General features: G+C 68.5%; 27 protein-coding genes and 2 pseudogenes. All 29 read left to right on the top strand.

Translation table 11 applies throughout. The features are described 5' to 3' along the window. Nucleotides 1-236, top strand: a pseudogene (locus RIF89_RS04010) (30S ribosomal protein S3); the annotation flags it as partial. Further along, nucleotides 236-655, top strand: a complete 420-nt coding sequence (gene rplP, locus RIF89_RS04005) for a 50S ribosomal protein L16 (RefSeq protein ID WP_067354305.1) — start codon at nucleotides 236-238, stop codon at nucleotides 653-655. The pseudogene RIF89_RS04010 and the gene rplP, both read left to right, overlap by 1 nt. After that, nucleotides 655-960 carry a 50S ribosomal protein L29 gene (gene rpmC / locus RIF89_RS04000; RefSeq protein ID WP_203136335.1) on the top strand — a complete coding sequence of 102 codons (306 nt, stop codon included), beginning with the start codon at nucleotides 655-657 and terminating at the stop codon, nucleotides 958-960. Before rplP ends, rpmC begins: the two co-directional genes overlap by 1 nt. Then, a complete protein-coding gene (gene rpsQ, locus RIF89_RS03995) occupies nucleotides 960-1,268 on the top strand; it encodes a 30S ribosomal protein S17 (protein WP_309067858.1) in 309 nt (102 codons plus the stop codon). Before rpmC ends, rpsQ begins: the two co-directional genes overlap by 1 nt. Next, nucleotides 1,265-1,633: a 50S ribosomal protein L14 gene (gene rplN / locus RIF89_RS03990; protein ID WP_055992168.1), complete on the top strand. Its 369-nt coding sequence runs from the start codon at nucleotides 1,265-1,267 to the stop codon at nucleotides 1,631-1,633. Before rpsQ ends, rplN begins: the two co-directional genes overlap by 4 nt. A 3-nt stretch (nucleotides 1,634-1,636) precedes the next feature. Further along, complete coding sequence (gene rplX / locus RIF89_RS03985; protein WP_309067857.1) at nucleotides 1,637-1,996, top strand: 50S ribosomal protein L24; 360 nt, start codon at nucleotides 1,637-1,639, stop codon at nucleotides 1,994-1,996. A 2-nt stretch (nucleotides 1,997-1,998) separates the two neighbouring features. Next, nucleotides 1,999-2,586 (top strand): 50S ribosomal protein L5, encoded by a 588-nt coding sequence (gene rplE / locus RIF89_RS03980; protein ID WP_309067856.1) that lies wholly within the window; start codon nucleotides 1,999-2,001, stop codon nucleotides 2,584-2,586. 175 nt (nucleotides 2,587-2,761) lie between these two features. Beyond that, the gene (gene rpsH, locus RIF89_RS03975) at nucleotides 2,762-3,160 is read left to right on the top strand and encodes a 30S ribosomal protein S8 (RefSeq protein ID WP_309067855.1); all 399 of its coding nucleotides are present in this window, start codon (nucleotides 2,762-2,764) and stop codon (nucleotides 3,158-3,160) included. A gap of 6 nt (nucleotides 3,161-3,166) precedes the next feature. Further along, nucleotides 3,167-3,703: a 50S ribosomal protein L6 gene (rplF, locus tag RIF89_RS03970; RefSeq protein ID WP_203136329.1), complete on the top strand. Its 537-nt coding sequence runs from the start codon at nucleotides 3,167-3,169 to the stop codon at nucleotides 3,701-3,703. Nucleotides 3,704-3,705: 2 nt separating this feature from the next. Next, on the top strand, nucleotides 3,706-4,065 hold the full coding sequence (gene rplR, locus RIF89_RS03965) for a 50S ribosomal protein L18 (RefSeq protein ID WP_135114769.1): 360 nt from the start codon (nucleotides 3,706-3,708) through the stop codon (nucleotides 4,063-4,065). Continuing rightward, nucleotides 4,062-4,754: a 30S ribosomal protein S5 gene (rpsE, locus tag RIF89_RS03960; RefSeq protein ID WP_375294424.1), complete on the top strand. Its 693-nt coding sequence runs from the start codon at nucleotides 4,062-4,064 to the stop codon at nucleotides 4,752-4,754. Before rplR ends, rpsE begins: the two co-directional genes overlap by 4 nt. Next, on the top strand, nucleotides 4,754-4,939 hold the full coding sequence (gene rpmD, locus RIF89_RS03955) for a 50S ribosomal protein L30 (RefSeq protein ID WP_203136327.1): 186 nt from the start codon (nucleotides 4,754-4,756) through the stop codon (nucleotides 4,937-4,939). Before rpsE ends, rpmD begins: the two co-directional genes overlap by 1 nt. Then, nucleotides 4,939-5,439: a 50S ribosomal protein L15 gene (rplO, locus tag RIF89_RS03950; RefSeq protein ID WP_309067853.1), complete on the top strand. Its 501-nt coding sequence runs from the start codon at nucleotides 4,939-4,941 to the stop codon at nucleotides 5,437-5,439. Before rpmD ends, rplO begins: the two co-directional genes overlap by 1 nt. Nucleotides 5,440-5,540: 101 nt before the next feature. Further along, nucleotides 5,541-6,860 (top strand): preprotein translocase subunit SecY, encoded by a 1,320-nt coding sequence (gene secY / locus RIF89_RS03945; RefSeq protein WP_309067852.1) that lies wholly within the window; start codon nucleotides 5,541-5,543, stop codon nucleotides 6,858-6,860. Continuing rightward, the gene (locus RIF89_RS03940; protein ID WP_309067851.1) at nucleotides 6,857-7,456 is read left to right on the top strand and encodes an adenylate kinase; all 600 of its coding nucleotides are present in this window, start codon (nucleotides 6,857-6,859) and stop codon (nucleotides 7,454-7,456) included. Before secY ends, RIF89_RS03940 begins: the two co-directional genes overlap by 4 nt. A gap of 4 nt (nucleotides 7,457-7,460) precedes the next feature. Then, nucleotides 7,461-8,312: a type I methionyl aminopeptidase gene (gene map, locus RIF89_RS03935; RefSeq protein WP_309067850.1), complete on the top strand. Its 852-nt coding sequence runs from the start codon at nucleotides 7,461-7,463 to the stop codon at nucleotides 8,310-8,312. A gap of 27 nt (nucleotides 8,313-8,339) precedes the next feature. Further along, nucleotides 8,340-8,999, top strand: a complete 660-nt coding sequence (locus tag RIF89_RS03930) for a thioredoxin domain-containing protein (RefSeq protein WP_309067849.1) — start codon at nucleotides 8,340-8,342, stop codon at nucleotides 8,997-8,999. Nucleotides 9,000-9,173: 174 nt separating this feature from the next. After that, the gene (gene infA / locus RIF89_RS03925; RefSeq protein ID WP_055992200.1) at nucleotides 9,174-9,395 is read left to right on the top strand and encodes a translation initiation factor IF-1; all 222 of its coding nucleotides are present in this window, start codon (nucleotides 9,174-9,176) and stop codon (nucleotides 9,393-9,395) included. Nucleotides 9,396-9,477: 82 nt separating this feature from the next. Further along, nucleotides 9,478-9,594, top strand: coding sequence for a 50S ribosomal protein L36 (gene rpmJ / locus RIF89_RS03920; protein ID WP_005050492.1), 117 nt, complete (start codon nucleotides 9,478-9,480; stop codon nucleotides 9,592-9,594). Between the two features lie 131 nt (nucleotides 9,595-9,725). Further along, nucleotides 9,726-10,100 (top strand): 30S ribosomal protein S13, encoded by a 375-nt coding sequence (gene rpsM / locus RIF89_RS03915; RefSeq protein ID WP_309067848.1) that lies wholly within the window; start codon nucleotides 9,726-9,728, stop codon nucleotides 10,098-10,100. Nucleotides 10,101-10,125: 25 nt separating this feature from the next. Then, on the top strand, nucleotides 10,126-10,524 hold the full coding sequence (rpsK, locus tag RIF89_RS03910; protein WP_135114761.1) for a 30S ribosomal protein S11: 399 nt from the start codon (nucleotides 10,126-10,128) through the stop codon (nucleotides 10,522-10,524). A gap of 143 nt (nucleotides 10,525-10,667) precedes the next feature. Then, a complete protein-coding gene (locus tag RIF89_RS03905) occupies nucleotides 10,668-11,657 on the top strand; it encodes a DNA-directed RNA polymerase subunit alpha (protein ID WP_309067847.1) in 990 nt (329 codons plus the stop codon). 37 nt (nucleotides 11,658-11,694) lie between these two features. After that, complete coding sequence (rplQ, locus tag RIF89_RS03900; RefSeq protein ID WP_309067846.1) at nucleotides 11,695-12,246, top strand: 50S ribosomal protein L17; 552 nt, start codon at nucleotides 11,695-11,697, stop codon at nucleotides 12,244-12,246. 105 nt (nucleotides 12,247-12,351) lie between these two features. Beyond that, nucleotides 12,352-12,822, top strand: a complete 471-nt coding sequence (locus tag RIF89_RS03895; protein WP_309067845.1) for an S-ribosylhomocysteine lyase — start codon at nucleotides 12,352-12,354, stop codon at nucleotides 12,820-12,822. Further along, the gene (gene mtnN, locus RIF89_RS03890) at nucleotides 12,819-13,511 is read left to right on the top strand and encodes a 5'-methylthioadenosine/S-adenosylhomocysteine nucleosidase (RefSeq protein WP_309067844.1); all 693 of its coding nucleotides are present in this window, start codon (nucleotides 12,819-12,821) and stop codon (nucleotides 13,509-13,511) included. Before RIF89_RS03895 ends, mtnN begins: the two co-directional genes overlap by 4 nt. Before the next feature lie 56 nt (nucleotides 13,512-13,567). Beyond that, nucleotides 13,568-14,419: a tRNA pseudouridine(38-40) synthase TruA gene (truA, locus tag RIF89_RS03885; RefSeq protein WP_309067843.1), complete on the top strand. Its 852-nt coding sequence runs from the start codon at nucleotides 13,568-13,570 to the stop codon at nucleotides 14,417-14,419. A gap of 47 nt (nucleotides 14,420-14,466) precedes the next feature. Further along, entirely contained in the window at nucleotides 14,467-15,213 is a 747-nt protein-coding gene (locus RIF89_RS03880) for an endonuclease/exonuclease/phosphatase family protein (RefSeq protein ID WP_309067842.1), read from the top strand. Between the two features lie 195 nt (nucleotides 15,214-15,408). After that, the gene (locus tag RIF89_RS03875; protein ID WP_309067841.1) at nucleotides 15,409-16,119 is read left to right on the top strand and encodes a hypothetical protein; all 711 of its coding nucleotides are present in this window, start codon (nucleotides 15,409-15,411) and stop codon (nucleotides 16,117-16,119) included. Between the two features lie 167 nt (nucleotides 16,120-16,286). Continuing rightward, a pseudogene (locus RIF89_RS03870) lies at nucleotides 16,287-16,399 on the top strand (50S ribosomal protein L13); the annotation flags it as partial.

Below are 16,399 nucleotides of genomic sequence, written 5' to 3'. Positions count from 1 at the left end.
GTCGTGTGCCGCTGCACACGCTGCGCGCGAACATCGACTACGGCTTCTACGAGGCCAAGACCACCTTCGGCCGCATCGGCGTGAAGGTCTGGATCTACAAGGGCGACCTCACCAACAAGGAACTCGCGCGCGAGCAGGCGAACATGAAGCCCGCCCGTGACCGCGACCGTGGCGGCCGCCGTGGCCCGCGTCGTGACGACGCGCAGGCGCCGGTCGCGGAAGGAGCTTCGGCGTAATGCTCATCCCCCGCAAGGTCAAGTACCGCAAGCAGCACCACCCCAAGCGGGATGGTCAGGCGACGGGTGGCACCAAGGTCTCCTTCGGTGAGTTCGGCATCCAGGCGCTCACGCCCGCTTACGTGACGAACCGTCAGATCGAGTCCGCTCGTATCGCCATGACGCGTCACATCAAGCGTGGCGGAAAGGTGTGGATCAACATCTACCCCGACCGTCCGCTCACGAAGAAGCCCGCCGAGACCCGCATGGGTTCCGGTAAGGGTTCGCCGGAGTGGTGGGTCGCCAACGTCAAGCCGGGTCGCGTCCTCTTCGAGGTCGCCGGCGTCAACGAGCAGCTTGCTCGTGAGGCCCTGACCCGAGCCATTCACAAGCTGCCTCTCAAGGCACGCATCATCAAGCGCGAGGAGGGCGACGCGTAATGGCGATCGGCACCAAGGAGCTCGCCACGAGCGAGCTCGACACGTTCGAGGACCAGCGCCTCGTCGAGGAGCTGCGCAAGGCCAAGGAAGAGCTGTTCAACCTGCGCTTCCAGTCGGCCACCGGCCAGCTCGAGAGCCACGGCCGCATCCGCGCCGTGAAGCGCGACATCGCGCGGCTCTACACCGTGATCCGCGAGCGCGAGCTGGGCATCCGTGCCACGCCCGCCCCGGTCGAGGTGAAGGCCAAGAAGAGCAAGGCGAAGAAGGCCGAGGAGACTCCGGCCGCCGAGGGAGAGGCTGAGTGATGGCCACCGACAAGAAGGCTGTGGAGCACGCCGAGCACGACGTGCGCGACGCCGACGCCCGTGGCTACCGCAAGTCGGCCCGCGGCTACGTCGTGAGCGACAAGATGGACAAGACGATCGTCGTCGAGGTCGAGGACCGCGTGAAGCACCCCCTCTACGGCAAGGTCATCCGTCGCACGAGCAAGCTCAAGGCGCACGACGAGAACAACACCGCCGGCATCGGCGACCTCGTCCTCATCAACGAGACCCGTCCGCTCAGCGCCACCAAGCGCTGGCGTCTGGTTGAGATCCTGGAGAAGGCCAAGTGATCCAGACTGAGTCCCGCCTCAAGGTCGCCGACAACACCGGCGCGAAGGAGCTGCTCACGATCCGCGTCCTCGGTGGTTCGAACCGCCGTTACGCCGGTGTGGGAGACACCATCGTCGCGACGGTCAAGGACGCGATCCCGGGCGGCAACGTCAAGAAGGGCGACGTCGTCAAGGCGGTCGTCGTCCGCACCGTGAAGCAGACGCGCCGCGCCGACGGCTCGTACATCAAGTTCGACGAGAACGCCGCCGTGATCCTGAAGAACGACGGGGAGCCCCGCGGCACCCGCATCTTCGGCCCGGTCGGCCGCGAGCTTCGTGACCGCAAGTTCATGAAGATCGTCTCGCTCGCCCCGGAGGTGCTGTAACCCATGGCGAAGATCAAGAAGGGTGACCTGGTCCAGGTCATCACGGGAGCCAAGCAGGACCGCGGCGGAGACCGCGGCAAGCAGGGCAAGGTCCTCGAGGTCGTCGACGGCGGCCGGCGTGTCGTCGTCGAGGGCGTCAACTACATCACGAAGCACAACCGGATCGGTCAGACCCAGCGCGGCACCAAGACCGGTGGCATCGAGACGTACGAGGCCCCCATCCACATTTCCAACGTCGCGCTCGTCGACCCCGACTCGAAGAAGCCGACCCGCGTCGGCTTCCGCGTGGAGGAGCAGGTCAAGGACGGCGTCAAGAAGACTGTTCGCGTTCGTGTCGCGAAGAAGTCGGGTAAGGACATCTGACAGTGAGCACCATTGACGCGCAGGCTGGCAAAATCCAGCCGCGCCTGAAGCAGGTCTACCGCGACCAGATCCGCCAGAAGATGCAGGACGAGTTCGGCTACGACAACGTCATGCAGATCCCTGGCCTGGTCAAGGTCGTCGTCAACACCGGCGTCGGCGAGGCAGCTCGCGACTCCAAGGTCATCGAGGGTGCGGTCGCCGACCTCACCGCGATCACGGGTCAGAAGCCCGTCGTCACCAAGGCGAAGAAGTCGATCGCGCAGTTCAAGCTGCGTGAGGGCCAGGCCATCGGCGCCCACGTCACGCTCCGTGGCGACCGCGCCTGGGAGTTCCTGGACCGCCTGATCTCGCTCGCCCTGCCCCGCATCCGCGACTTCCGCGGTCTGTCGGGCAAGCAGTTCGACGGCAACGGCAACTACACCTTCGGTCTCCAGGAGCAGTCGGTGTTCCACGAGATCGACCAGGACAAGATCGACCGCGTGCGTGGTTTCGACATCACGATCGTCACCACCGCGAAGTCGGACGACGAGGGCCGCGCTCTGCTGCGTCACCTCGGCTTCCCGTTCCGCACCGCCGACCAGCAGGCCTGAGCAGGCTCACAGGTCGATCTGCGGTAGGATCGAGCGTTTGTGTTTCCGCCGCCGGTCGGGGCTCAGGCCCCCGCCGGCGGCGGACGCACGAAGCCACAACTGAATACGGATCGATCATCGAAGGCCGTCTGTCGTGTAACGGCAGCCGGAACCTCATGAACAAAGGACACGTCATATGACGATGACAGACCCGGTCGCAGATATGCTGACCCGTCTGCGCAACGCGAACTCGGCGCACCACGACACCGTGTCGCTGCCGTCGAGCAAGCTCAAGACGCACATCGCGGAGATCCTCCAGCGCGAGGGTTACATCGCGGCGTGGGAGGAGACCGACGCGCGCGTCGGCAAGACCCTCACGATGACGCTCAAGTACGGCCCGAACCGCGAGCGGTCGATCGCCGGCATCAAGCGCGTCTCGAAGCCCGGCCTCCGCGTGTACGCGAAGTCGACCGAGCTCCCCAAGGTCCTCGGTGGCCTGGGCGTCGCCATCCTGTCCACCTCCTCCGGTCTTCTCACCGACCGTCAGGCTGAGCAGAAGGGCGTGGGCGGGGAAGTTCTCGCCTACGTGTGGTGATCCCTCATGTCGCGAATCGGACGTCTTCCCATTGACATCCCCGCCGGCGTCTCCGTGACGGTCGACGGGCAGCAGGTTGCCGTGAAGGGCCCCAAGGGCGAGCTCGCGCTCACCGTTGCCAAGCCCATCGAGGTCAAGGTCGAGGAGAACCAGGTTCTCGTCACCCGGCCCGACGACGAGCGCGAGTCGCGTTCGCTGCACGGTCTCACGCGCACCCTGATCAACAACAACATCATCGGCGTGACCCAGGGCTACACCAAGGGCCTCGAGGTCGTCGGCACCGGTTACCGCGTGGCGCAGAAGGGCTCGGCCGTCGAGTTCGCTCTCGGCTTCTCGCACCCGGTCACCGTCGAGCCGCCGGCCGGCATCACGTTCACCGTCGAGGGCAACAACCGCCTCACGGTGAGTGGCATCGACAAGCAGGCCGTCGGTGAGACCGCCGCCAACATCCGCAAGATCCGCAAGCCTGAGCCGTACAAGGGCAAGGGTGTCCGCTACGCGGGCGAGGTCGTGCGTCGCAAGGCCGGAAAGGCTGGTAAGTAATCATGGCTGTGAAGTCGAAGTCCGCCGCGCGTACGCGCCGCCACGCTCGCCTTCGCAAGAAGGTCGTCGGCACCGAGGTCCGTCCTCGTCTCGTCGTGACCCGTTCGGCCCGCCACGTGTTCGTGCAGCTGGTCGACGACAGCAAGGGCCACACCGTGGCCTCCGCCTCGACGCTCGAGACCGACCTGCGCGGTTTCGAGGGTGACAAGACGGCCAAGGCCCGCAAGGTGGGCGAGCTGCTCGCCGAGCGCGCCAAGGCCGCCGGTTTCACCGACGTCGTGTTCGACCGCGGCGGCAACCGCTACGCGGGTCGCGTCGCGGCGATCGCCGACGGCGCCCGCGAAGGGGGGCTGAACCTGTGAGTGACAACAAGGAGACCGAAGTGACCACCGAGGCCCCCGCGGCCGGCGCCGAGCAGGCGCAGACCGAGCAGCGCAACGAGCGCGGCGACCGCCGCGGCGGTCGCAACGACCGTGGCCAGGGCCGTGGCGGTCGTGACCGCAACGACCGCAACGCGGACAACCAGTTCCTGGAGCGCGTCGTCACGATCAACCGCGTGTCGAAGGTCGTGAAGGGTGGTCGTCGCTTCAGCTTCACCGCCCTCGTGGTCGTCGGCGACGGCAACGGCGTGGTCGGTGTCGGCTACGGCAAGGCCCGCGAGGTGCCCCTGGCGATCTCCAAGGGCGTCGAGGACGCGAAGCGCAACTTCTTCCGCGTTCCCCGCGCCGGTGCGACGATCCCCCACCCCGTCCAGGGTGAGGCCGCCGCTGGTGTCGTCATGCTGCGCCCCGCGTCCGCCGGTACCGGTGTCATCGCCGGTGGTCCGGTCCGCGCCGTGCTCGAGTGCGCCGGCATCCACGACGTGCTGTCGAAGTCGCTCGGCTCGTCGAACACGATCAACATCGTGCACGCGACGGTCGAGGCCCTGAAGCAGCTCGAGGAGCCCCGCGCGGTCGCCGCGCGTCGTGGCCTCGAGTTCGACCAGGTCGCGCCGGCACGTCTCGTCCGTGCGGAGGCCGAGGCCGCCGCTGCTGCGAAGGCAGGTGTCTGATGGCCGCTCGTCTGAAGGTCACGCAGGTCAAGTCCAAGGTGAGCGAGAAGCAGAACCAGCGCGACACGCTGCGTTCGCTGGGTCTGAAGCGGATCGGCGACTCCGTCGTCCGTCCCGACGACGCCCAGACGCGCGGCTACGTCCGCACCGTCGCTCACCTCGTGAATGTTGAGGAGATCGACTGATGGCTGAGAAGAAGGCCACGGCCGACAAGGCCGAGAAGACCCAGGTCGCCGAGGCCAAGCGCCCCGGTGTGCTGAAGGTTCACCACCTCCGTCCCGTCCCGGGCGCCAACACCGCCAAGACCCGCGTGGGTCGCGGTGAGGGCTCCAAGGGCAAGACGGCCGGTCGCGGCACCAAGGGCACCAAGGCCCGCTACAGTGTCCGCCCCGGCTTCGAGGGTGGCCAGATGCCGCTGCACATGCGCACGCCGAAGCTGCGCGGCTTCAAGAACCCGTTCCGCGTCGAGTACCAGGTCGTGAACCTGGACAAGCTCGCGGAGCTCTACCCGCAGGGTGGCGACGTGACCGTCGCCGACCTCGTCGCCAAGGGCGCCGTCCGCAAGAACGAGAAGGTCAAGGTGCTCGGCAACGGCGAGATCTCCGTGGCCCTCACCGTCACGGTGGACAAGGTCTCCGGCTCGGCTGAGCAGAAGATCGTCGCCGCCGGCGGCAGCGTCAAGTAATCCGCGTCAAGGGCCCGGGAGCGACCGCTCCCGGGCCCTTGCGTTAGCCTTGAGGTCGGTTCGCCATCGGCGGATCACCTCACCACCCAGGAGGCACGTCCTTGTTCAGCGCCATCGCGCGGATCTTCCGCACTCCGGACCTGCGGCGGAAGATCGGATTCACCCTCGCGATCATCGCGATCTACCGTTTCGGCGCCCACGTGCCGGCTCCGTTCGTCAACTTCCCGAACGTCCAGAGCTGCATCGACCAGACCTCCGGCACCGACGGCCTCCTCTCGCTCGTCAACCTGTTCTCGGGTGGCGCGCTGCTGCAGCTGTCGATCTTCGCTCTCGGCGTCATGCCGTACATCACGGCGACGATCATCACGCAGCTGCTGCGCGTCGTGATCCCGCACTTCGAGACCCTCTACAAGGAGGGTCAGGCGGGCCAGGCCAGGCTCACGCAGTACACGCGCTACCTCACGATCGCGCTCGCGCTGCTGCAGTCCACGACCCTCGTCACGGTCGCTCGCACGGGCCAGCTGTTCGGTGTGACCGGCATCCCCGAGTGCACGCAGCTGCTGGTCAACGACGTGTGGTGGGCGCAGCTGCTCATGATCATCACCATGACCGCCGGCACGGGCCTCATCATGTGGTTCGCCGAGCTCGTCACCGAGCGCGGCATCGGCAACGGCATGTCGCTGCTGATCTTCACGTCGATCGCCGCGACGTTCCCGTCCGCGATGGGCGCCATCCTCGCCGCCCGCGGCCCCGAGATCTTCCTGCTCGTGCTCGCCGTCGGCATCGTCGTCGTCGCCCTCGTGGTGTTCGTCGAGCAGTCGCAGCGCCGCATCCCGGTGCAGTACGCCAAGCGGATGGTCGGACGCCGCACCTACGGCGGCACGAACACCTACATCCCGATCAAGGTGAACACCGCCGGTGTCGTCCCCGTCATCTTCGCGTCGTCGCTGCTGTACATCCCGGCGCTGATCGCGCAGTTCAACACCCCCACCGACACGGCGCCGCCCGCGTGGGTGACCTGGATCTCGACGTACCTGACGACGGGTGACCACCCGCTGTACATGGCCGTCTACTTCCTCCTCATCATCGGCTTCACGTACTTCTACGTCGCGATCACGTTCAACCCCGTCGAGGTCGCCGACAACATGAAGAAGTACGGCGGCTTCATCCCCGGCATCCGCGCCGGGCGCCCGACGGCCGAGTACCTCGACTACGTCCTGACGCGCATCACGCTTCCCGGTTCGATCTACCTCGGCCTCATCGCCCTGATCCCGCTGATCGCGCTCGCGACCGTGGGCGCCAACCAGAACTTCCCGTTCGGCGGCGCCTCGATCCTGATCATCGTCGGCGTGGGCCTCGAGACCGTGAAGCAGATCGACGCGCAGCTGCAGCAGCGCCACTACGAAGGGCTCCTCCGATGACCTCCACCCGTCTCCTGATCGTCGGTCCCCAGGGTTCGGGCAAGGGTACGCAGGGTGCGCGCATCGCCGAGGCGTTCGGGATCCCCGTCGTGTCGACGGGCGACATCTTCCGCGCGAACATCAAGGAGGGCACGGAGCTCGGCAAGCAGGTCAAGGCCATCACCGATGCCGGCGACCTGGTGCCCGACGAGGTCACCTTCGCGATCGTGAAGGACCGCCTCGAGCAGCCCGACGCGGCCGAGGGCTTCCTGCTCGACGGCTTCCCGCGCAACGTCGCCCAGGTGGCGCTGCTCGACGAGTTCCTCGGCGGCCGCGGCGACGCCCTCGACGCCGTGATCGAGCTCGATGTGCCGCGCGAGGAGAGCCTGCAGCGGATCTCCCTGCGTGCGCAGAGCGAGGGACGCGCGGATGACACGGAGGCGGCGATCGCGCACCGCCTCGACATCTACGAGCGCGAGACCGCTCCGATCCTCGCCGTGTACCGCACGCGCGACGTCGTGGACACGATCGACGGCGTCGGCACCCTCGACGACATCACCGCCCGCATCATCGCCGCGCTCGAGGCCCGTGGGCTCACGCGCGACGCCGCCGCGTGACCCAGTGATCTTCCGCAAGTCGATCTACAAGACCCCCGCGCAGCTGCGCGCGATGGTCGAACCGGGTCTCATCACCGCGGCCGCGCTCGAGGCCGTCCGTCCGCTCGTCCGGGCCGGCGTCACGACGCTCGAGCTCGACGCCGAGGCGAACCGCGTGATCACCGAGCGTGGCGCGCGCTCGAACTTCCAGCTCGTGCGCGGGTACCGGCACACGATCTGCGCGTCGGTCAACGACGCGGTCGTGCACGGCATCCCGACGGACGTGCCGCTGCAGCCCGGGGACATCGTCTCGGTCGACTGCGGCGCCGAGACGGCGGAGGGCTGGAACGGCGACTCGGCGATCACGGTCGTCGTGCCGGATCCGGCGCGCCCGGATCTCGTCGCCCAGCGGGAGGAGCTCTCGCGCGTGACAGAGGGATCCATGTGGGCCGGGATCGCCGCGCTCGCCGGCGCCACACGCCTCGGCGAGGTGGGCGACGCCATCCAGACGTACATCGAGGCGAATCCGCTGTCCTTCAGCGGCAAGCCCGCGGGCATCCTGCGCGAGTACGTCGGCCACGGCATCGGCCGCAAGATGCACGAGTCGCCGTCGATCTTCAACTACCGCACGTCCGACCCGGGTGCCGAGGTGAAGCCCGGCCTCGCCGTGTGCATCGAGCCCATGATGACGGCGGGATCCGAGGAGACCTTCGTCGAGGACGACGACTGGACGGTCTCGACCGTGGACGGCTCCATGGGCTCCCACTGGGAACATAGCGTCGCCGTGCACAATGGTGGCATCTGGGTGCTCACCGCGCCCGACGGCGGCGCCGCCGGTCTTGCGCCCTTCGGCGTGACGCCGACGCCGATCGCCTGATCTCACACTCACTCACGGAGCGGAAACATGGCTGGCGGGAAGACGAACTGGGTCGCGATCTGGATCTCGGCGGCGGTCGTCGTGCTGCTGGTCGCGGTCGGAGCGATCGTGGTCTGGATGAACAATCAGGCGACCGCACCCGCCGAGGCCCCGGCGTCGGCGTCCATCGACGAGACGACCGGCGCCATCCGGCTCGGCGAGGGCCCTGACGTGCTGCAGACCTACGTGGACTTCATGTGCCCGTTCTGCGGGCAGTTCGAAGACAGCTGGGGCGAGACCGTCGCGGACCAGGTGTCGCAGGGGAGCATGACGCTCGAGGTGTTCCCGGTGTCGATCCTCGACAGCCAGTCGCAGGGAACCGAGTTCTCCACCCGCGCCGCGAACGCCATGTACTGCGTGGCTGAGGACAACCCCGACGCCGCCTACCCGTTCATGGACCTGATGTTCTCGAACCAGCCGCGGGAGGCGACCCCCGGGCTCACGGACGAGGAGATCGTGTCCTTCGCGGAGCGAGCGGGCGCCTCCGGCGCGGCCGAGTGCATCGCGGACCGCACGTACGCCGACTTCGTCGATCAGACCACCGAGCAGCTGCCGGGCGGGGGGACTCCCGCCGTCCTCCTCAACGGGGAGACGCTCAACTGGCAGGCGACCCCGGAGCAGGAGCTGCTGCCGCGCCTGCAGGGCTGAGGCCCGGCGAGGGCGGTGAGCTCGGCGACACGCCGAGTTGCCGACACGCCCGGAAGCATCTAACATAGATCTTTGGTGCCTTGCGCCTGATTTCGGCGTGTCGCCGGATCGGCGACTCCGGTACCGAAACCCACTCACCGCAGACCGATCGGCCTGCACAAGCAAAGCGAGTCTATGGCGAAGAAAGACGGTGTCATCGAGATCGAGGGTGTGATCACCGAGGCGCTCCCCAACGCGATGTTCCGCGTGGAGCTCACCAACGGTCACAAGGTCCTCGCAACGATCTCCGGAAAGATGCGGCAGAACTACATCCGCATCATCCCCGAGGACCGCGTGGTCGTGGAGCTCAGCCCCTACGACCTCACGCGCGGCCGCATCGTCTACCGCTACCGCTGACCCGCTCTGCCGGCACGCCGGTCGAGAAGTAACGGCCGCGCTCCCACGGGCGCGCGGTACGAAGACAGCGAAAGAAGAAGTCATGAAGGTCAACCCCAGCGTCAAGCCGATCTGCGACCACTGCAAGGTGATCCGTCGCCACGGTCGCGTCATGGTCATCTGCAAGAGCAACCCGCGCCACAAGCAGCGCCAGGGCTGAGACAACTCGATATCTGACAGCTTCGATCCGAAGCGAGGCAGGATCAGAACCCGCTCTGCGGGGGACACCTCGGGGTGGAGGCCCGGGCACCGATCCTGCTCCACACCTCCACAAACACAGGAGAAGGTCGCATGGCACGTCTTGCCGGCGTCGACATCCCGCGCGACAAGCGCGTGGTGATCGCCCTCACGTACATCTACGGCGTTGGACGCACTCGCTCCAGCGAGATCCTCGCCGCCACTGGCATCAGCCCCGAGATCCGCGTCAAGGACCTGAGCGACGACCAGCTCGTCTCGCTCCGCGACTACATCGAGGGCACCTACAAGGTCGAGGGTGATCTCCGCCGCGAGGTCGCCGCCGACATCCGTCGCAAGGTCGAGATCGGCTCGTACGAGGGTCTCCGCCACCGCCGCGGCCTGCCGGTCCGCGGTCAGCGCACCAAGACCAACGCGCGTACGCGCAAGGGTCCCAAGCGCACCGTCGCGGGTAAGAAGAAGGCCCGCTAAGCGCGGTTCGGTTTAGGAGAAGAACATGGCTGCACCCAAGACCGCTGCGCGCAAGCCGCGCCGCAAGGAGAAGAAGAACATCGCTGTGGGCCAGGCCCACATCAAGTCGACGTTCAACAACACGATCGTTTCGATCACGGACCCGACCGGGGCCGTCATCAGCTGGACGTCGGCCGGTGGCGTGGGCTTCAAGGGCTCGCGCAAGTCGACGCCGTACGCCGCCGGCATGGCCGCGGAGTCGGCCGCCCGCCAGGCGCAGGAGCACGGCGTCAAGAAGGTCGACGTCTTCGTGAAGGGCCCGGGCTCGGGTCGCGAGACCGCGATCCGCTCGCTGCAGGCCGCTGGTCTCGAGGTCGGTTCGATCCAGGACGTGACGCCGCAGGCGCACAACGGCTGCCGTCCGCCGAAGCGCCGCCGCGTCTGACGTGACCCCCGCCGGGGCGCACGGCCTCGAGCCTGCGCCCCGGCGTCTCGTCGTCCCACGGGCGCGCGCGTCCGTCGAACACAACTCAAGACCTATCCACCGCACGTGTCATATAGCGGGCACGTGATCGAAAGGAACAACCAGTGCTCATTGCACAGCGTCCCACCCTCACCGAGGAGAAGATCTCGGAGTTCCGCAGCCGGTTCGTCGTCGAGCCCCTCGAGCCCGGCTTCGGCTACACCATCGGGAACGCGCTGCGTCGCAGCCTGCTCTCGTCGATCCCCGGCGCGGCGGTGACCAGCATCCGCATCGACGGCGTGCTGCACGAGTTCAGCACCATCCCCGGTGTGAAGGAGGATGTCACCGAGATCATCCTCAACATCAAGCAGCTCGTGGTGTCGAGCGAGCGCGACGAGCCCATCACGGCGTACCTGCGCAAGACGGGCGCCGGCGAGGTCACGGCCGCCGACATCTCGGCCCCGGCCGGTGTCGAGGTGCACAACCCCGAGCTGGTCATCGCGACGCTGAACGACACCGCGAAGTTCGAGCTCGAGCTCACGATCGAGCGCGGCCGCGGCTACGTCTCGGCCGTGCAGAACCGCAACGAGTACGCCGAGGCCGGCCAGGTGCCGGTCGACTCGATCTACTCGCCGGTTCTGAAGGTCAGCTACCGCGTCGAGGCGACTCGTGCCGGTGAGCGCACCGACTTCGACAAGCTCGTGCTGGACGTCGAGACCAAGCCGTCGATCGCCCCGCGCGACGCCGTGGCGTCGGCCGGCCGCACGCTGGTCGAGCTGTTCGGCCTCGCCCGCGAGCTGAACGTCGAGGCCGAGGGCATCGAGATCGGCCCCGCGCCGGTCGAGACGGTCCTGTCGAACGAGCTGTCGATGCCGATCGAGGACCTCGACCTGTCGGTCCGCTCGTACAACTGCCTCAAGCGCGAGGGAATCAACACGGTGAGCGAGCTCGTCGCCCTCTCGGAGACGCAGCTCATGAACATCCGCAACTTCGGACAGAAGTCGGTGGACGAGGTGCGCGACAAGCTCACCTCGCTCGGCCTGTCGCTCAAGGACTCGGTGCCCGGCTTCGACGGCACCGGCTTCTACGGCGGCTACGACGACGAGTCGCTCTGATCCGCTGACTTCCTTCTGATAACTGGAGTAACAAGACATGCCTAAGCCCACCAAGGGTCCCCGCCTCGGAGGCGGCCCCGCCCACGAGCGCCTGCTCCTCGCGAACCTCGCCGCGGCGCTGTTCACGCACAAGTCGATCAAGACGACCGAGACCAAGGCCAAGCGCCTGCGTCCGCTCGCTGAGCGCCTGATCACGTTCGCCAAGCGCGGCGACCTGCACGCGCGTCGTCGCGTCCTGTCCGTGATCGGCGACAAGGAGGTCGTGCACGTCCTCTTCGCCGAGATCGCGCCGCTCGTCGCGGAGCGTGAGGGCGGCTACACCCGCATCACCAAGGTCGGCAACCGCAAGGGTGACAACGCCCCCATGGCCGTGATCGAGCTCGTGCTCGAGCCCGTGACGCCGAAGGCCAAGAAGTCGGCGCCCGCCGCGACGGCTCCGGCCGCCGAGGAGGCCCCGGCCGAGGAGGCTCCCGTCGAGGAGACCGTCCCCGCCGAGGACGCCGAGGTCGTCGAGGAGGCTCCGGTCGAGGAGACCGAGGCCACCGAGGCTCCGGCCGAGGCCGACGCCAAGGAGGCCGAGGAGAAGTAATTCCCTCGCATCGAACGAAGGGCCCTGCTCCGGCAGGGCCCTTCGTCGTTTCCGCCGGGCCGCCGGTCTCAACGAACGAGGAGGTGGCGCGCGTAGGCTCGGAGGGTGACTGATCAGCCCCGCATGAATGTCGAGTCGTTCAACCTCGACCACCGCGCCGTGGCCGCGCCGTACCTGCGCATCGCCGACCGCAAAGTGCTGCCGCACGGCGACGTGATCGTGAAGTACGACGTGCGCTTCGCCCAGCCGAACGTCGGACACCTCGAGATGGCGTCGATCCACTCGCTCGAGCACCTGTTCGCCGAGAAGAGCCGCAACCACTCCGAGCGCGTGATCGACTTCTCGCCCATGGGCTGCCAGACCGGCTTCTACCTCATCCTGCAGGGCGACCACGAGTTCGCGGAGGTCGAGCAGCTCGTGGCCGACACGCTGCAGGACATCGTCGACGCGTCCGAAGTTCCCGCCGCGAACGAGATCCAGTGCGGCTGGGGCGCGAACCACACGCTCGCCGGTGCGCAGGATGCCGCGCGCGCCTTCCTCGACCAGCGCGCGCAGTGGGGTCAGGTGTTCGCGTGACCTCACGCGTCGCGGTCATCCTGGTCGCGATGGAGGAGGAGGCGGAGCCGTTCCTCGCGCTCGCGAGCGAGGTGAGCGAGCCGGTGCGGATCGGTCGGGCCGAGCACCGCGGAATGGTGATCGACGCGCGCACGCACGTGCTGGTCCGCTCCGGTGTCGGCATGGTCAACGGGGCCAGCGCCGCCGCCGGCGCGCTCGCCCGCTACGGCGACGACGTGCACCTGGTCAGCGCCGGATCGGCGGGCGGCCTCGCGAGGGGCGTGCAGGTCGGCGACGTGATCGTGAGCGACTCCCTCGTGAACGTCGGTGCGGACGCCCGCGCGTTCGGCTACGCACTGGGCCAGGTGCCGGGCATGCCGGTCGCGTACGAGGGCGACCCCGAGCTGCGCCGCGCCCTGCTCGCGGCCCGCGGAGACCTCACGGTGCGCGAGGGATCCGTCGGCTCGGGGGAGAGGTTCGTCACGGCCGAGGTGGCCGCGCAGCTGCGTGAGGACTTCCCGCACCTGCTCGCCGTCGACATGGAGTCGGCCGCGATCGCGCAGGTCGCCCACAACCACGGTGCGCGGTTCATCTCGGTGCGCGGCATCTCCGATCTGTGTGCGCCCGACGGCACGGAGTTCCTCACGCACGTCGACGATGCCGCGGAACGCTCGGCCCGCCTCGTCACCGCGGCACTCGCGACGCTCTGAGACGCTGGGGACTCTCGCGCCCGTCCGACGCGGTCGCTGCGAACTAGGCTGGGGCCGTGCCGCGCATCCGATTCGACATCGCCTACGACGGCACCTATTTCCGCGGCTGGGCGCGTCAGCCCGGGCTGCGCACGGTGCAGGGCGCGCTCGAGGGCGCCCTGGAGCGGATCGTCGGGTCGCCCGTGCCGCTCACGGTCGCGGGCCGAACGGATGCGGGCGTCCATGCGCGTGGGCAGGTCGCGCACGCCGACCTCGACGACGAGCAGTGGGCGCGCGCGACGCAGCGTCGCCGCGACGTGCCGAACCCGGCCGATCCGGTCCAGCCGCTGGCGCGGCGCCTGACGGGCGTGCTGGGGCAGTACGCCGACGTGGCCGTCTCACGCACCTCCACGGCTCCCGAGGGCTTCGACGCGCGTTTCTCGGCCACGTGGCGGCGCTACGAGTACCGGATCGCGGACTCGGTCGCGGGCTACGATCCGCTCGAGCGGCTGCGCACGACGACCGTGCGTTCCCGGCTCGATGTCGACGCGATGGACGACGCCGCCGGACGGCTCATCGGGCTGCACGACTTCGCGGCGTACTGCAAGCCGCGGCCCGAGTCGACGACCATCCGGACGCTCCTCGAGTACGACTGGCACCGGGACGACCGGGGGATCCTGATCGCGAACGTGCGGGCGGACGCGTTCTGCCACTCGATGGTGCGCGCACTCGTCGGTGCGTGTGTCGCAGCAGGAGAAGGCAAGCTCGCCCCTCAGGACCTCGTGTCGATCCGGGACGCGCGGCTGCGCACCAGCGAGTTCAAGGTCCTCGCGGCGCGCGGACTCACCCTCACCGTGGTCGGGTACCCGGCCGACGACCTGCTGGCCGCGCGTGCGGCGCAGACCCGGAATCGTCGCGATCTCGAGTAGTCAAGCCCCGGCGACTGCCTCCAGGCGCCGCGTAAGGTGAGTTGGCGATGAGGGTCATCTCGTACAACCTGCGCAAGCACGCCGCCGCTCACGAGCTGGAGGAGCTCGTCGACCGGTGGGGGGCGAACGTGCTCTGCCTGCAGGAGGCCGACACGGCGCACATGCCGCCGCAGCTGCAGGGCCTCACGCTCGCGCGCGCGACGTCGCAGAACCGGCTGGGGCTCGCGCTGTACTACCGCGAGAACATGTTCCAGCTGCAGGACGTGGTGACCCTCTCCCTGAAGAAGTCGCTGCACGACATCCTGCTCAAGCCCGCGCACGAGCGCGTCCTGGCGGCGCGGCTGCGCGACATCGACGCGGGGCGGGACGTGATCATCGCCTCGTTCCACGCGGCGCCCCTGACGGCGCTGAACTCCCTGCGCCGGCATCAGATCCGCACCGCGCTGACCGAGCTGCAGAAGATGGGCGATGGCGTGCCGGTGCTGATGGTCGGCGACTACAACTACCCGGTGTTCAAGGAGCGGCTCAGCGAGCGGGTGCGACACGCGGGCTACGACCTCACGCTGAGCGACTCGCGCACGTACACGCGCTACCGGTTCTTCAAGGGCCACTACGACTTCGCGACCTCCGAGGGCCTCGACATCGACAAGGTCACGACGCTGCCCCAGGGCGCGTCGGATCACCTCCCGATCCTCGTCACCGCGACCTACAAGAGCGGTCACCGCGAGTTCCGCAGCGCGACCGATCCTTCGCAGGACGAGGAGACGACCGCCCCGGAGACGCCGGACGCCTAGGACACGTCCGGCACACGGGTGCGGTGCCGTCGGGCGATAGCATCTCGGTGACAGCCAACGCGCGCGAGAATCCGGGAGGGCGGCGATGATGCGGCTTCCCGCCGTCAGCTCGAGCGACCTCCACCGGCCGCAGCGGAGCAGGATGGACGCACTCGGGACCGGGCGGCTCGCGTCGTCGCCGGAAGGCATCGACGGATGACCCGGATGATGATCCTCGGGCGCTGGGCCCGATATGCCCTGCTCGCGGGCATCGGCGTGCTGGCGGCGGTGCTGATCGCCACCACGGTCGTCGGCCGCCCGGTGCCGGCCTCGGCCCCGGAGCCGGTCGACACCGCCGCGGCCGTCGAGCCGGCGGCCGCGGTGACGCCCACGCCCACCGCGGCACCGCTGCCGGCCGACCCCGATCGCCGCTTCCTCGCTCTCGACGGCGGCGGAGTGCTGTGGCGCGGCACCGCCGGATCCTGCGCCGACGGCATCCCGCCCAAGCTCGAGCGCACGGCCGACGCCGTCGCATGGCGTACCGCCACTCCGGCCGACGCCGCCCAGCTGCTGGCGCTCACCCCCGGCGACGGGCGCGACCAGGCGCGGGTCGTGATCGCGCTCGACGACGGGTTCTGCACGGTCGCCGAAGAGGTCACGGCCTCCGACGGCCAGTCCTGGGAGGCCCCGGTCGACGTCACGTTCGCGGCGGAGGCGCCCGACGGGGATCTCCTCGCCGCGACCGAAGAGGGATACGTCGCCCGGCGGGACGAGGAGTGCGACGGCGTCGCGTTCTCCAGCGACAGCTGGACGGCATGCGACACCTCGCTGGACCCGGCGGATCCGATCGCGATCGACCAGGCGGACGGCAGGCTGTACGTGTGGAGCGGGGACGTCCTGAAGGCCGTCGACATCACTGCTGGCTGAGCCTCGATAGGGTGCTGCGTGTCGGCGTGGTAGGATCGTCCTTTGGTGCCCACTGCGGGCACAGCGAACGTGAGCCCTCCACCGGCTCGTTGGCCCGGCATCGCCGGGAGAACGGCCCCGGAGTGGGATTCACGAACGACTCCGTTCGATAAGAAAGCAGCACTACTGTGACGCGCACTTACACCCCGAAGGCCGGTGAGGCTCAGCGCGAGTGGCTCGTGATCGACGCCACCGACGTCGTCCTCGGCCGCCTCGCCTCGCACGCCGCCGCGCTCCTGCG

Origin of the sequence: Microbacterium sp. (assembly GCF_031178525.1) — a bacterium.
Lineage (GTDB): Bacteria > Actinomycetota > Actinomycetes > Actinomycetales > Microbacteriaceae > Microbacterium.
Note: the sequence above shows the minus strand (reverse complement) of the source record. Positions and strands in the feature narration are given on the sequence as shown.

Excerpts from the sequence above, each read along its gene's own strand:
- rplP (WP_067354305.1), top strand. The coding sequence starts at position 236 with ATGCTCATCCCCCGCAAGGTCAAGTACCGCAAGCAGCACCACCCCAAG.
- rpmC (WP_203136335.1), top strand. The coding sequence starts at position 655 with ATGGCGATCGGCACCAAGGAGCTCGCCACGAGCGAGCTCGACACGTTC.
- rpsQ (WP_309067858.1), top strand. The coding sequence starts at position 960 with ATGGCCACCGACAAGAAGGCTGTGGAGCACGCCGAGCACGACGTGCGC.
- rplX (WP_309067857.1), top strand. The coding sequence starts at position 1,637 with ATGGCGAAGATCAAGAAGGGTGACCTGGTCCAGGTCATCACGGGAGCC.
- rpsH (WP_309067855.1), top strand. The coding sequence starts at position 2,762 with ATGACGATGACAGACCCGGTCGCAGATATGCTGACCCGTCTGCGCAAC.
- rplF (WP_203136329.1), top strand. The coding sequence starts at position 3,167 with ATGTCGCGAATCGGACGTCTTCCCATTGACATCCCCGCCGGCGTCTCC.
- rplR (WP_135114769.1), top strand. The coding sequence starts at position 3,706 with ATGGCTGTGAAGTCGAAGTCCGCCGCGCGTACGCGCCGCCACGCTCGC.
- rpmD (WP_203136327.1), top strand. The coding sequence starts at position 4,754 with ATGGCCGCTCGTCTGAAGGTCACGCAGGTCAAGTCCAAGGTGAGCGAG.
- rplO (WP_309067853.1), top strand. The coding sequence starts at position 4,939 with ATGGCTGAGAAGAAGGCCACGGCCGACAAGGCCGAGAAGACCCAGGTC.
- RIF89_RS03940 (WP_309067851.1), top strand. The coding sequence starts at position 6,857 with ATGACCTCCACCCGTCTCCTGATCGTCGGTCCCCAGGGTTCGGGCAAG.
- RIF89_RS03930 (WP_309067849.1), top strand. The coding sequence starts at position 8,340 with ATGGCTGGCGGGAAGACGAACTGGGTCGCGATCTGGATCTCGGCGGCG.
- infA (WP_055992200.1), top strand. The coding sequence starts at position 9,174 with ATGGCGAAGAAAGACGGTGTCATCGAGATCGAGGGTGTGATCACCGAG.
- rpmJ (WP_005050492.1), top strand. The coding sequence starts at position 9,478 with ATGAAGGTCAACCCCAGCGTCAAGCCGATCTGCGACCACTGCAAGGTG.
- rpsM (WP_309067848.1), top strand. The coding sequence starts at position 9,726 with ATGGCACGTCTTGCCGGCGTCGACATCCCGCGCGACAAGCGCGTGGTG.
- rpsK (WP_135114761.1), top strand. The coding sequence starts at position 10,126 with ATGGCTGCACCCAAGACCGCTGCGCGCAAGCCGCGCCGCAAGGAGAAG.
- rplQ (WP_309067846.1), top strand. The coding sequence starts at position 11,695 with ATGCCTAAGCCCACCAAGGGTCCCCGCCTCGGAGGCGGCCCCGCCCAC.
- RIF89_RS03880 (WP_309067842.1), top strand. The coding sequence starts at position 14,467 with ATGAGGGTCATCTCGTACAACCTGCGCAAGCACGCCGCCGCTCACGAG.
- RIF89_RS03875 (WP_309067841.1), top strand. The coding sequence starts at position 15,409 with ATGACCCGGATGATGATCCTCGGGCGCTGGGCCCGATATGCCCTGCTC.